Origin of the sequence: Ruegeria discodermiae (genome assembly GCF_030758345.1) — a bacterium.
In the GTDB taxonomy this organism is placed as follows: Bacteria; Pseudomonadota; Alphaproteobacteria; order Rhodobacterales; family Rhodobacteraceae; genus Ruegeria_C.
On sequence record NZ_JAVAMO010000028.1, the window covers coordinates 1 to 13,205 of the forward strand.

General features: G+C 60.7%; 11 protein-coding genes and 1 tRNA gene. 6 read left to right on the forward strand and 6 right to left on the reverse strand.

What is annotated here, in order from left to right; all coding sequences use genetic code 11:
- Window positions 1–49 precede the first annotated feature (49 nt).
- From Q5Y75_RS26735 to Q5Y75_RS26750, 4 genes are all read left to right on the forward strand, one after another.
- A complete protein-coding gene (locus Q5Y75_RS26735) occupies window positions 50–1,027 on the forward strand; it encodes an HpcH/HpaI aldolase/citrate lyase family protein (protein ID WP_306203301.1) in 978 nt (325 codons plus the stop codon).
- A 170-nt stretch (window positions 1,028–1,197) separates the two neighbouring features.
- Complete coding sequence (locus tag Q5Y75_RS26740; protein WP_306203302.1) at window positions 1,198–2,271, forward strand: NAD(P)/FAD-dependent oxidoreductase; 1,074 nt, start codon at window positions 1,198–1,200, stop codon at window positions 2,269–2,271.
- Complete coding sequence (locus Q5Y75_RS26745) at window positions 2,268–2,915, forward strand: DUF938 domain-containing protein (RefSeq protein ID WP_306203303.1); 648 nt, start codon at window positions 2,268–2,270, stop codon at window positions 2,913–2,915. Before Q5Y75_RS26740 ends, Q5Y75_RS26745 begins: the two co-directional genes overlap by 4 nt.
- A 234-nt stretch (window positions 2,916–3,149) precedes the next feature.
- Window positions 3,150–4,412: a DEAD/DEAH box helicase gene (locus tag Q5Y75_RS26750; RefSeq protein ID WP_306203305.1), complete on the forward strand. Its 1,263-nt coding sequence runs from the start codon at window positions 3,150–3,152 to the stop codon at window positions 4,410–4,412.
- A gap of 38 nt (window positions 4,413–4,450) precedes the next feature.
- On the opposite strand, the gene Q5Y75_RS26755 is transcribed toward Q5Y75_RS26750, so the two are convergent.
- From Q5Y75_RS26755 to Q5Y75_RS26770, 4 genes are all read right to left on the reverse strand, one after another.
- Window positions 4,451–6,958: a GcvT family protein gene (locus Q5Y75_RS26755; RefSeq protein WP_306203306.1), complete on the reverse strand. Its 2,508-nt coding sequence runs from the start codon at window positions 6,956–6,958 to the stop codon at window positions 4,451–4,453.
- A gap of 140 nt (window positions 6,959–7,098) precedes the next feature.
- Window positions 7,099–7,530: a hypothetical protein gene (locus tag Q5Y75_RS26760; protein ID WP_306203307.1), complete on the reverse strand. Its 432-nt coding sequence runs from the start codon at window positions 7,528–7,530 to the stop codon at window positions 7,099–7,101.
- Between the two features lie 90 nt (window positions 7,531–7,620).
- Window positions 7,621–9,024, reverse strand: coding sequence for an FAD-binding oxidoreductase (locus Q5Y75_RS26765; RefSeq protein ID WP_306203308.1), 1,404 nt, complete (start codon window positions 9,022–9,024; stop codon window positions 7,621–7,623).
- A gap of 30 nt (window positions 9,025–9,054) precedes the next feature.
- A complete protein-coding gene (locus Q5Y75_RS26770; protein ID WP_306203310.1) occupies window positions 9,055–10,041 on the reverse strand; it encodes a 2-hydroxyacid dehydrogenase in 987 nt (328 codons plus the stop codon).
- 207 nt (window positions 10,042–10,248) lie between these two features.
- Between Q5Y75_RS26770 and Q5Y75_RS26775 the strand changes: the two genes are divergently transcribed.
- Together Q5Y75_RS26775 and Q5Y75_RS26780 are read left to right on the forward strand one after the other, a co-directional pair.
- Window positions 10,249–10,695: an SH3 domain-containing protein gene (locus Q5Y75_RS26775; RefSeq protein ID WP_306203334.1), complete on the forward strand. Its 447-nt coding sequence runs from the start codon at window positions 10,249–10,251 to the stop codon at window positions 10,693–10,695.
- A gap of 207 nt (window positions 10,696–10,902) precedes the next feature.
- Window positions 10,903–10,977, forward strand: a tRNA-Gln gene (locus Q5Y75_RS26780).
- Window positions 10,978–11,160: 183 nt separating this feature from the next.
- Here Q5Y75_RS26780 and Q5Y75_RS26785 read toward each other — a convergent pair.
- A complete protein-coding gene (locus Q5Y75_RS26785; protein ID WP_306203311.1) occupies window positions 11,161–12,789 on the reverse strand; it encodes a recombinase family protein in 1,629 nt (542 codons plus the stop codon).
- On the reverse strand, window positions 12,789–13,205 hold the full coding sequence (locus Q5Y75_RS26790; RefSeq protein WP_306203312.1) for a DUF2924 domain-containing protein: 417 nt from the start codon (window positions 13,203–13,205) through the stop codon (window positions 12,789–12,791). The genes Q5Y75_RS26785 and Q5Y75_RS26790 overlap by 1 nt, the downstream gene beginning before the upstream one ends.

Here is a 13,205-nt window from a genome sequence, read left to right on the forward strand (position 1 = left end):
AGCAAATTCCCTATATATCAAAACCTCTAAGACGAAGGACCACCAAACCATGAGCTTTCATCCCATCGAACAAGCCCCCGCACGACTCAATCGCAGTGAGTTGGCCGTGCCCGGCAGCCAACCGGCCATGTTTGAAAAGGCCGCGCAGTCTGACGTTGATGTCATCTTCCTCGACCTCGAAGACGCCGTTGCGCCGGACGAAAAGGAACAAGCGCGCAAGAACATCATTCAGGCCCTCAACGAGATCGACTGGGGCGACAAGACAATGTCGGTGCGCATCAACGGGTTGGACACCCACTACATGTATCGCGATGTGGTCGATGTGGTCGAGCAGGCGGGTGAGCGGCTGGATCTGATCATGATCCCCAAAGTGGGGACCGCTGCTGATGTCTATGCGGTCGATATGCTGGTGACCCAGATCGAAGATGCCAAGGGTCTGAAAAAGCGGATCGGCTTCGAACATATCATCGAAACCGCATTGGGGATGCAGAATGTGCATGAGATCGCGCAAGCCTCCAAGCGCAATGAAAGCCTGCATTTCGGGGTGGCGGATTACGCCGCTTCGACCCGGGCGCGTACAACGATCATTGGCGGGGTGAACCCGGATTATTCGGTCCTGACCGATGCTGCCGCCGATGGTGGTCGCGACACCCATTGGGGCGATATGTGGCATTATGCGCTGGCGCGCATGGTGGTTGCGGCGCGGGCCAACGGGTTGCGCCCCATCGACGGTCCCTTCGGTGATTTTCAGGACCCCGACGGCTATCGCGCCGCTGCCAAGCGGGCGGCGGTGCTGGGCTGCGAAGGCAAATGGGCCATTCACCCCAGCCAGATCGCATTGGCCAATGAGGTCATGTCACCAAGCGAGGCTGAGGTCACCAAGGCGCAGCGTATTTTGGTTGCGATGGCGGATGCCGAAAGCGCAGGCAAGGGCGCAGTGTCGCTGGATGGCCGTTTGATCGACTATGCCTCGATCCGGCAAGCCGAGGTCATGGTGGAAAAAGCCCGCCAGATCGCCGCTGCCTGATCTGCTCTCTGACCGCATTTTACCGGCCCGCAGGCGCATGCCTTGCGGGCCCAATTGTCTTGACCTGCCCGCTCGACCACTGCGCCGTCTTTTCATTTCACCACGGCGATGTCAGGGTCGCCTCAGATCATGGCCCTCGGGCCTCGCGGATCAGGTAAGGAGCGTTTCAGTTGTTCGATTTTGTGATCATCGGCGGCGGTGTCGCGGGGTTGAGCGCGGGCGCAGCATTGTCCGAACAGGGCAGTGTGCTGCTGCTGGAGGCCGAAAACGCACTGTGCTACCACGCCTCGGGCCGGTCAGCCGCGATGTTTGAGCCGAATTACGGGGCCGCCCCGATCAAGGCGCTCAGCCGGGCGAGTGACGCCTATCACAGGTTCGAAAACGGCGGCTATCTGACCCCGCGCGGTCTGATGCTGGTCGCGCGGGCGGATCAGAAAGCCCAGTTCGACGCCGATGTCGTGGATCTTGCATTGCGCCCCATTCCGGTGGTGCAGGCGATGGAGCGGGTGCCGATCCTGAACCCCTCGGTCCTGGTCTTTGCGGCCCATCACGACACGGCGGAGGATATCGATACAGACCGCATGCTGCAGGATTTTGTCAAGTGTATCCGGGCCAATGGCGGTCAGGTTGTCACCGGCGCGCAGGTGAGCGGCATCGCGGGGCAAGGCCCGTGGCGGGTTACGGCTGGTGAGGTCTATGAGGCGCGTGTGATCGTCAACGCGACAGGGGCCTGGGCGGATGAGATCGCTACAATGGCGGGGGTCGACCCTATCGGGCTGGTCCCGCATCGCCGGTCCATGGCGCGTATTCCGGCGCCAGGCGGTCAGGATGTGCGGGGCTGGCCGATGCTGATGGGCGCGGGCGAGAGCTGGTATGCCAAGCCGGATGCCGGGAAGTTGCTGATCTCACCGGCCGATGCCGAGCCCGTCGCGCCGCAGGATGCCTATGCTGACGACATGATTCTGGCCGAAGGGATCGCACGATACCAAGAGATGGTCACCGAAGAGGTCACGCGCGTCGAAATCAACTGGGCGGGCCTGCGCAGTTTTGTCGCTGACCGGGTGCTGGTGCTTGGGCCGGACCCGGATGTCGCGGGTTTCATCTGGTGCGCAGGGCAGGGGGGCTACGGGTTTCAGACCGCGCCTGCCGCCGCACGCCTGCTGGCTGATCTCGTGGCTGGTGCGCAGCCTGAGTTGGACCCTGAGATGGTGGCCGCACTCAGCCCCGGGAGGCTGCGCCGATGACACGCCGACTGCCTCCGACAGCCAGCGTCGCCACCTCGGGACAGTGCGCGCGGATGGTTGCGCCTGCAGCAGAGCGCAATAGCGCCGCGATCTGTGATCTGTTGGTTGGGATCGCGCCCTCGACGGGCCGCGCACTGGAACTGGCCAGCGGCACCGGCCAGCATATGGCCGCCTTCGCAACCCGGATGCCCGACCTGCATTGGCAACCCAGCGACGTGGATGACGACCGCCGCGCCAGCATCGACGCCTATTGCGGCGCGCTAACCAATGTTTTGCCCGCGCTGCATCTGGATGCCACGCGGCCCGGCTGGGGCAAAACACATGCCGGGCAGGATTTGATCGTGCTGATCAACCTTCTGCATCTCGTCAGCGCGGATGAGACCGCCTGCCTGATCGATGAGGCGGCGCATGCCCTGGCCCCGCACGGTCGTCTGCTGATCTATGGTCCCTTCATGCGCGACGGTGTTCTGACCAGCGCGGGCGATCAGCGGTTCCATGCCTCGCTGACCAGTTCGGACCCAGCGATCGGGTACAAGAACGATCGCGATGTTCTGGGAATGATGGTGGCTGCGGGGCTGGTGCCCTCCGCTCCGGTGGACATGCCCGCAAACAATCTGGCGCTGCTGGCCAAGAAGCCCGCCTGATGGGCCTGCGCGCGTAGGGTTGACAAGGACGCCGCGATGCAGCATACGGGCCGCCGTTGTGTTGCCGCGTGAGCAGGCCGCGCCCGAAGGACCGGGCCAAAAGCACGATATTCCACCTGATCCCCATCACGCAGGGTTCTCGAGGCAGGATCGGACTGGTCGGGATGCGCCCGTCTGGCCGAGGTTCTGCTTGATCCGCGTGCGCCACCTGAGATGTGGCGGGAAAGATACATTTTGTTCGAATTTAACACGCTTGGCCTAGCTCCGGCGTTGACTGGCGCCCTAAAAAAGTCCGGTTTTTCACAACCCACTCCCATCCAGGATCAAGCGATTCCGCTTGCGCTGGAGGGGCATGACGTTCTGGGTCTGGCCCAGACCGGCACAGGCAAGACGCTGGCCTTTGGCCTGCCGCTGATCCATCGTCTTTTGGAAGCACCGGGCAAGCCCGCCCCCAAGACGGCCAAGGCGCTGATCTTGGCGCCGACCCGCGAGTTGGTAAACCAGATCGCCGACAGCCTGCGCAATCTGACCAGCGACACAAGGTTGCGAGTGACTATCGTGGTTGGCGGCCAGTCCCTAAACCGCCAGATCAGCACTTTGGCGCGCGGCACCGATATTCTGGTGGCGACGCCGGGCCGCCTGATCGACCTGATGGAGCGCCGCGCCGTTGATCTGAGCACCGTGCGGCACCTGGTGCTGGACGAGGCCGACCAGATGCTGGACATGGGGTTCATCCATGCGCTGCGCAAGATTGCGCCTGCGCTGGGAACGCCGCGCCAGACCATGCTGTTTTCGGCGACCATGCCGAAACAGATGGAAGAGCTGAGCCGCGCCTATCTGGACAACCCGCGCCGGGTGCAGGTCTCGCCTCCGGGCAAGGCCGCAGACAAGATCACCCAGTCGGTGCATTTCGTCGAGAAGCCGCAGAAACGCGCCAAGCTGCGCGAGATCCTGTCGCAGGACATGGACGCTCTGACGTTGGTGTTTGGGCGTACCAAACATGGCGTCGAGAAGATGACGCGGCAACTGGTTGCGGATGGCTATAACGCCGCCTCGATCCACGGCAACAAAAGCCAGGGTCAGCGCGACCGCGCGATCAAGGCGTTCCGTGACGGGACGGTGACCATACTGGTCGCCACCGATGTTGCCGCGCGCGGTATCGACATTCCCGGCGTGGCCTATGTGATTAACTATGACCTGCCGAACGTGCCCGACAATTACGTTCACCGTATCGGGCGAACCGCACGGGCAGGTCGCGAGGGGGAGGCAATCACGCTCTGCGCCGCCGATGAAGTCGATCTGTTGTTGCAGATCCAGAAGGTCATGAAGATCGAAATCCCGGTCGCCAGCGGCGAAATGCCTGAAACCGTCGCTCCTGCTAAACCCAACCGTGGCGGCGGCAATCGACGGGGTCGCGGTAAGCCTCAAGGCGTTGCCCCCAAGGGTGGCAATGGACAGGCCAACAGACGTCGCCGCCCGCGTCGGCGCGCAGCCTGAGATCAAAGAAAAGGCGGGATCACCACCCCGCCTTTTTCTTAGCCGTCCTTGCGGATAACTTCGTTCTTCGGATCATAGGGGCTGTCGCAGGTCACGATGGCATCCCACAGCTTGTCCTGCATCTTGACCTTCAGCTTGGTGCCCTCGACCGCCAGTTCGGGTTTCACATAACCCATACCGATGGATTTCTCGAACGCAACCGAGTAGCCGCCCGAGGTCAGGCGACCAACACGCGTGCCCTCCGGCGTATAGAGCGCCTCGCGGCCCCACGGGTCGGCATCCTCCGGCCCGTCGATCAGCAGAGTGCAGCATTTTGCGCGCACGCCAGTCTCTTCCAGCTTGGCTTTGCCGTAGAAATCCTTGGAGAGATCGACAAAGCGCGGCAGATCAGCCTCCAGCGGAGTTGCGTCGCGGCCCAGTTCGGTGCCGTAGGCGCGATAGGATTTCTCCTGCCGCAGCCAGTTCTGCGCGCGCGCGCCGACCAGTTTCAACCCATGCTTCTCGCCGACTTTTTCCAGCAGGTCGAAGAGGTAGTTCTGCATCTCGATCGGGTGATGCAGTTCCCAGCCCAGCTCACCGGTATAGGCCACGCGGATCGCGTTGACCGGGCACATGCCCAGTTCGATCTGACGGGCCGACAGCCAGGGGAAGCGCTTGTTGGACAGCGCGGTTTCCGGATCGGCGTCCTTGATGACCTCTTTCAGAAGGTCACGCGACTTGGGTCCGGCGATGGCGAAGACGCCCCACTGAGTGGTCACGTCCTGGATTTCGATATAGCCGAACTCCTCCATCTTGTCCTCGGCCGCCTTGCGCAGATAGTCGGCGTCATACTCGGTCCAGGCACCGGCAGAGACGATGTAGTAGTTGTTCTCGCCGTTGCGGACGATGGTGTATTCGGTGCGGGTGGTGCCGTGCGAGGTCAGCGCGTAGGTCAGGTTTATACGACCGACCTTGGGCAGCTTGTTGCATGTGAACCAGTCCAGGAACTGGGTCGCACCGGGTCCTTTGACGACGTGCTTGGTAAAGGCCGACGCGTCGATCAGGCCAACGCCTTCGCGGATCGCCTTAGCCTCTTCGACGGCGTATTGCCACCAGCCGCCCCGGCGGAAGGAACGGCTTTCCTTGTCGAAACTGTCCGATGCATCCAGCGGGCCGAAATAGTTCGGGCGTTCCCAGCCGTTGACCCAGCCGAACTGAGCGCCGCGCGCTTTCTGACGGTCATAGGCCGGAACGGTCCGCAGCGGACGACAGGCCTCACGCTCTTCATCCGGGTGGTGCAGGATGTAGACGTGCTCATAGCATTCTTCGTTCTTGCGGGCCGCGAATTCGGTGGTCATCCAGTTGCTGCTGTAGCGCTTGGGGTCCAGCGAAGCCATGTCGATCTCGGCCTCGCCATCGACCATCATCTGCGCCAGATAGTAGCCGGTGCCGCCTGCGGCGGTGATACCAAATGAGAACCCTTCGGCCAGCCACATGTTGCGCAAGCCCGGTGCCGGACCAACCAGCGGGTTGCCGTCTGGGGTGTAGCAGATCGGGCCGTTGAAATCGTCTTTCAGGCCGGAGTCGGCACAGGACGGAACGCGTTCGGCCATCGCCATGTATTGATCCGCGATCCGGTCCAGATCCAGCGGGAACAGGTCAGCGCGGAAGCTGTCCGGCACGCCATGTTCAAAGCGCGCCGGGGCGCCGTGTTCGTAGATACCCAAAATCCAGCCGCCGCGTTCTTCGCGCGCATAGGATTCGTTGTCGGCGTCACGCACAACGGGGTGTTCGGGGTTGCCTGCTTCACGCCATTTGACCAGCTCGGGGTCTTTGTCCATTACGATGAATGTGTGCTCTACCGGGATGGCGGGCATCTTGATGCCCAGCATCTTGGCGGTGCGCTGCGCGTGGTTGCCCGATGCGGTCACAACGTGCTCGGCAGTGATGACGACTTGCTCGTCGCTCTCGACTAGGTTGCCGCCTTTTTCCACCATCTTGGTACAGGTGACTTCCCAATGGGTGCCGGTCCAGTGGAAGGCATCGGCCTGCATCTTGCGGACGATCTCCACGCCACGTTGACGGGCACCTTTGGCCATCGCCTGTGTCACGTCTGCCGGGTTAATGTAGCCGTCCTCGGTGTGGTAGATCGCACCTTTCAGATCAGAGGTCTCGATCAGCGGCCAGCGTTCCTTGATTTGGTCGGGCGTCAGCCACTCATAGGCAACGTCACAGGTCTCGGCGGTGGAGGCATAGAGCATGTATTCATCCATACGCTCCTGCGTCTGGGCCATGCGCAGGTTGCCGACCACGGCAAAGCCCGCGTTCAGACCGGTCTCTTCCTCAAGCGTCTTATAGAAATCGACCGAGTATTTGTGGATATGGGTGGTCGCATAGGACATGTTGAACAGCGGCAACAGGCCCGCTGCATGCCAGGTAGACCCGGACGTCAGCTCGTCCCGTTCGATCAGCATCACATCGTCCCAGCCTGCCTTGGCCAGGTGATAGGCAATCGAAGTTCCGACGGCACCGCCGCCAACGACCAATGCTTTGACTTGGGTTTTCATAACCGGGCGTCTCCCCTTGAATTCAGTTGACACCATATGGCGCAATTGAGCGGAAAGACGCGATATTCATCCGACCAGTGATATGAAAAAAACGACCCGCAGCCTGCAACGAGTCGTTTTAGTTATGTTGTTGGGCCTGTTCAGCTGCCGCTAAGGGCGCATTTTTTGAAGGCGCCCTTGGTTGAACAGCCGCTGCTTGCACTGGCCCCGCCCTTGGTCACGCGAATGGCCGGGGCATCGTCGGCTTCTTCTGGCTTGGAGAGTGGCGCTTGCGCATCCTTGGAGCGGTCAGCGGCGGCTTCCGCCTCGGAGGCCATAGCACCTTGACTCAATTCCTTGCTCTGGCCGGGCTGGGGGGCATCAAACTCTGCCTCCGGGCCTGCTTGCGCCCCGTGATAGGGCTGAGCCGCTTCATCATCGGCCTGCGTGCCCAGAACCCGGGCCTGGATCGTGTCGACGTATTGGCGCGCCGTCAGAACGCCATCGACCTCTTTTGATTGGCCGTGGTAATCAACGCCCGCAACGGCGATGACACCCGCTGCCAGAAATCCTGCCAAAGACATTGCGCTCATCTCGATGCACCTTTTTCGAAAACACCTGGCAATCAAGACCCTTGTTTTTGGACGATTTGAGGGCGCGGTCGCGACACAAATGAGAAAATGTCAGCCGGGCAGGATTTTTCCCGGATTCAGGATATTGTCGGGATCGAGCGCCTGCTTGATCGTGGCCATGACATCGGTGGCTTCGCCCAGTTCCTTGACCAGATAGGGCCGTTTTCCCTGTCCGATCCCATGCTCGCCCGTGCAGGTGCCATCCATCGAGATCGCCAGATCGTTCAGCCAGCTCACGAATTGCCGGGCATTTGCAACCTCAACTTCACTATCCATATCGATAAGGATCAGCGTGTGAAAGTTTCCGTCGCCTACATGGCCGACAATGGGGGCCAGCAGCCCCAGCTCTGCCGCCTTGTCCTGCGCGGCGGTAACGGCTTCGGCCAGTCGCGAGATCGGGACGCAGATATCGGTCGAGATGCCGCGCGCGCCGGGGCGCAGTTGCAGCGTGGCCCAATACATGTCGTGACGCGCCTGCCACAGCTTGTTGCGTTCCTCGGTCGAGGTTGTGGCGGCAAAGCCGGTGCCTCCGAACTCCTCGGCGATCTCGCGGAATGTCTCGGCCTGCTCGAGCACACCAGTCTCGGAGCCGTGAAACTCCAACAGCAATAGTGGCGTTTCCGGCAAGGTCAGCTGTGAATAGGCATTGGCGGCTCGCACACTCTGTTCATCCAGCAGTTCGATCCGCGCCACCGGCACGCCGTACTGGATCGTCATGATGACCGCGCGGCAGGCGGCATCAACGCTGGGAAAGGAACAACGTGCCGAGCTGATCGCTTCGGGGATACCCTGCAGACGCAGGGTGATTTCGGTAATCAGGCCCAGCGTGCCTTCTGACCCGATCAGCAGCCGCGTCAGATCGTACCCGGCTGATGTCTTTCTGGCGCGCTGCGCCGTGCGGATCACCCGTCCATCAGCCATCACCGCCTCCAGCGCCAGGACATTGTCCTTCATCGTGCCATAGCGCACCGCGTTGGTGCCTGAGGCCCGCGTCGCGGCCATCCCGCCGAGCGAGGCATTGGCACCGGGGTCAATCGGAAAGAACAGGCCCTGATCGCGCAGATAGGTATTCAGATCGGCGCGGGTGACGCCGGGCTGTACGACGCAATCGAGGTCTTGGGCATGGACCGCCAGCACCTTGTCCATCTGGCTCAGATCGACCGAGATACCCCCGCCGGGTGCGTTCACATGCCCCTCCAGCGAGGTGCCGGTGCCAAAGGCGATGACCGGAACTTTATGTGCCGCGCAGGCGCGCACCACATCGGCCACCTCTTCGGTGCTGTGGGGAAAGACCACCGCGTCAGGTGACTGATTCTCGATCCAGGTGGTGGTGTGGCCATGCTGTTCGCGCATGGAGGCGCCGGTTTGCAGGCGTTCGCCAAAGCGCTGCCTGAGCACGCCGATCACCGTTTCGATCCCGTCTTCGTTTCGCGGCAACAGGGTGGCCTCGGTCATGTGGCAGGTGTCCTTGGGGTCATGGATGCGTCAGATCATCGAGGGGATGACCAGATCAGGCGGGCGGTGGCCATCCTCATAGGTCTTGATGTTGATAATGACCTTCTCGCCCATCTCGATCCGCCCTTCCAGCGTGGCCGAGCCCATATGGGGTAGCAGCACCACATTGGGCAGTTTGCGCAGGCGCGGGTTCACCTCCGAGCCATGTTCATAGACATCGAGCCCCGCGCCGACGATCTCGCCGGCACGCAGCATCCGGGTCAGGGCGTTTTCATCGATCACCTCGCCGCGCGACGTGTTCACGACCACCGCGCCGGGCTTCATCAACTTGAGGCGGCGGGCGTTCAGCAAGTGAAAGGTTGATGGCGTCGCAGGGCAATTGACAGAGATGACATCCATCCGCGCCACCATCTGATCGAGGCTTTCCCAATAGCTAGCCTCATAGGCCTGCTCGATATCAGCATGCAGCCTGCGCCGGTTGTGGTAATGAACCTGCATGCCAAAAGCTGTCGCGCGCTTTGCCACGGCCTGTCCGATACGCCCCATGCCGAGGATGCCCAGACGCTTGCCGCTGATCCGCCCGCCCAGCATTGCAGTTGGCGCCCAGCCGGTCCACTCGCCCTGTTGCATCCTGTTCCAGCCTTCGGGAATGCGGCGCGTCACCGCCAGCATCAGGGCCATGGCGATATCAGCAGTGTCATCGGTCAGAACACCCGGCGTGTTTGAGACGTGAATGCCCCGCTGCCGCGCGGTTTGGACATCAATATGATCCACACCGGCACCGTAGTTGGCGATCAGGCGCAGCTTTTCGCCCGCCTGTCCCAATAGCCCGGCATCGATCTTGTCGGTCACGGTGGGGATCAGGACATCGGCGTTTTCCACCGCCGCGACCATTTCCGTGCGATCCATCGGCGTGTCATCCTCGCGCAGGCGCACATCGAAAAGCTCGCATAATCTGGTCTCGACAACATCGGGCAACCGTCGCGTAACGACAACACTCAGACGATCTCTTGCCACCGAACACCTCCTGGCACTTTTCAATCAGGTCCGCGCCATGCCATCGTGGCGCAGGATCAGGCGGGGCACAAGAACCCGATGCGCGATGACGCAGCCTTTTTCGAGTGAGCGGTTGGTATTTCGGGCAGGCAGGCAGTGACAGTTTTCAAGGGATCAAGGCGTGCCGTTCTGGCGCTTGCGGCACTTGCAACACTTTGCGCAGGTGGCATGGCCCTTGCCGAGCCAAAGCGCGGCGCGGTGACCAACCTGCCTCTGCCCCGGTTCGTCTCGATGAAGGCCAATGAGGGCAATGTGCGCCGTGGGCCGTCGCTGACCCACCGGATCGACTGGGTGTTCAAGCGCCGCGACATGCCGCTGCAGATCACCGCGGAGCATGGCCACTGGCGCCGCGTCCAGGATCGCGACGGGGCAGGGGGCTGGGTGCATTATGCGCTGCTTTCGGGGGTGCGGACCGTGCTGGTTGAGAAGGAGATGACCCCGGTCTATTCCCGTCCTGACCCAGAATCCCAGATCAGCGCTCATTTCGAAACCGGTGTGGTGGCGCGCCTTGGCGAATGCTCCCGGCAGTGGTGCAAAATCTCGGCCGGGGGGTACCGGGGATGGGTACCAAAAACGGTCCTCTGGGGTGTGGGCCCGGAAGAGATTCGCGAATAAACCTGCCAACATTACCTTTGCGGTCGGGCTTTCCCAAGTGTTGGCTGGCTCCTTTGTGCCTCATGCGATCTGCTTGTCGATGAGGCGTGTCAGAGCTTCGAGATTTCGATGCGCGCAGCCTCAAAAATATCCGGCGCGGAAGGCCCAAAAAATTGAAAATGCACCCTTGAACCCCCCGCGCAACCGGCGTAAATAGCCGCTCACCGTTGGGGTGTAGCCAAGTGGTAAGGCAGCAGTTTTTGGTACTGTGTATCGTAGGTTCGAATCCTACCACCCCAGCCATGATTTTCCATAAAATCACATAGTGAATGTTTAGCCGCCGTTTATAGTGCGTTTTCAGTATCTTAGCTCTTGGTGTTTTAAGCTGAGACCAGAGCGTGAGCGCAACAATGGTCGATTTTCGGCCGCAGTCTCAGTTCACGATTCCGACGGTACGAGTTTGGTGAATGTGAGAGGGTCTGTAGATCAGAGCGCAGCGAACTGCCTGTGCTGATCTGCCCAGATCGCCGGGAAGCTTGACTTGATCAGGTAATCCGTGGTCAGGCCGTCAGGATGTTCGCCTGCAGCGATGGCATCCAGAATATAAGGCGCCAGCATTGCAAGATCGACCACATCCTGCACCCGGCGTTTGGAGGTACCTTCCGATTCAGCAATTTCTGAGAACGTTCTGCCATCAATAATCATCGCCAACCATTGGCGCGCCTTGATGATGTTGCGGACAAGTGTCTGATCGATCTCAGGGGGTGCATCGCCTAGGTGCAGTTTCAGCTCCACACCTCTGCGGCGCATCCGGAATGGCGCTTCGATCGCTAGTTCTTTGGCATCGACCTGATCCGCCCTGCACTCCATCGTTCGGGCGAGTGCCCGGGGATCCAGTTGCACGGCCAAGGACCCCTGTCTCAGATCTGCCCGCGCAATCAGGCCGAGGCATTTCCTGATGGACTGGCAATCCCTGAGAAGCTCCGTTGCCGAAGCAATTTCGGCTGCCGACATATCCCGTACCATTGAAGTCATAGCGTTCGGTCGGCTCAGATGTTGGCTGACCACTTCGGCCAGGAGGTTCTCAAGCTGTTCCGCAGGCAGCCGCCACGCATCCGGATGCTTTTGGCTACGGTCAGTCACCAGACGTCCTGAGATGTAGTAACGCAAACGCTTCCCGTTCTTGCGACTATGGCTCGGCGTCAGCCGATCTCCGGTCTCATCAAAGAGCTTTCCGGCCAGCTCTGATCGCTTTGCCTTCTGCTTTACTCCACGCTCCCTTGCCGCGCCATCCGTCAATAGATGTTGCACCTGACTCCACACTGTCGGGTCGATGATGGCAGGGTGCTGCCCCTCATAAACCTGGCCCTTGTGTCGGATGCGGCCGGCATAGATAGGATTGCTGAGAAGATGATGGATGTGCCCGCGATCGAAGAACGTCCCGCCCGTCACGCGCCCACCCGGGTGTTCCCGTCTACGGGAACGCAACCCCAGTGCTTGCGCCTGTTCTTTCACATCAAGAACGGACTGATGCTCCAGATAAAGATTGAAGAGTGTCCTGATGGTCTCAGCTTCTTCTTCAACGATTTTAAGCGTCCGGCCATCTGCCTGGTACCCAAGCGGAACATTCCCGCCCATCCACAGACCCTTGCGTTTTGAGGCTGCAATTTTATCCCGGATACGTTCAGCGGTCACTTCCCGTTCGAATTGAGCGAAGCTGAGCAACACATTGAGGGTCAGGCGCCCCATGCTGGTAGACGTATTGAAGGACTGGGTAACGGACACAAACGATGCGTCCGCCGCATCAAGACGATCGACCAGCTTGGCGAAGTCCGCGAGCGAGCGTGTGAGCCGGTCGATCTTGTAGACAACGATCTGATCCACGCGTTTCTCGTCGACGGCCTGCATCAGCCGCTGCAACGCCGGGCGGTCAAGATGGCCGCCCGAGATACCGCCATCGTCGTAGTGATCCGACAGTAACTCCCATCCCTCGTGCTTCTGGCTGGCAATATATGCTTCACAAGCTTCCCGCTGGGCATCGAGTGAGTTGAAATCCTGCTCCAGCCCCTCTTCTGAACTTTTCCTCGTATAAATGGCACAGCGGATACGTCGCATCACTGAATCCCAAAGAAACGCGGGCCCGACCAGTGTGCCCCGGTAACGTGCTTTGCGATGGCCGACAAGGAGCGCCACGTTTTGCCATCCATGACGAACCCGCGATCAACCACTTCAACCTGATAGGTACGTCCGTTCCATTCCCGCACCAGATGCGAACCCGGCGTCAGAGCAGGTGGCGGTGTTTTCCCTGCCGCGATTTGCATCAGTCGACGTTCTGTTTTCACGGACAACCCGCCCAGTTCCCGGTTCTGTAGCTCCCAAATCAGTACTCTCTTCATGCACTGCGGGGACAGATATTTTGGCGGCGGCCGACTAAACATTTCCTGCCATCGGCCCAGACAGCCAGCGCGATCCAGGTGTTCAATGCCATAGCATTCCTTGACAAGGTCACTCTCCGCGCGCGTAGCATCCAT

Excerpts from the sequence above, each read along its gene's own strand:
- Q5Y75_RS26735 (WP_306203301.1), top strand. The coding sequence starts at position 50 with ATGAGCTTTCATCCCATCGAACAAGCCCCCGCACGACTCAATCGCAGT.
- Q5Y75_RS26765 (WP_306203308.1), bottom strand. The coding sequence starts at position 9,024 with ATGACCGAGGCCACCCTGTTGCCGCGAAACGAAGACGGGATCGAAACG.
- Q5Y75_RS26760 (WP_306203307.1), bottom strand. The coding sequence starts at position 7,530 with ATGAGCGCAATGTCTTTGGCAGGATTTCTGGCAGCGGGTGTCATCGCC.
- Q5Y75_RS26775 (WP_306203334.1), top strand. The coding sequence starts at position 10,249 with ATGGCCCTTGCCGAGCCAAAGCGCGGCGCGGTGACCAACCTGCCTCTG.
- Q5Y75_RS26755 (WP_306203306.1), bottom strand. The coding sequence starts at position 6,958 with ATGAAAACCCAAGTCAAAGCATTGGTCGTTGGCGGCGGTGCCGTCGGA.
- Q5Y75_RS26790 (WP_306203312.1), bottom strand. The coding sequence starts at position 13,205 with ATGGATGCTACGCGCGCGGAGAGTGACCTTGTCAAGGAATGCTATGGC.
- Q5Y75_RS26785 (WP_306203311.1), bottom strand. The coding sequence starts at position 12,789 with ATGCGACGTATCCGCTGTGCCATTTATACGAGGAAAAGTTCAGAAGAG.
- Q5Y75_RS26745 (WP_306203303.1), top strand. The coding sequence starts at position 2,268 with ATGACACGCCGACTGCCTCCGACAGCCAGCGTCGCCACCTCGGGACAG.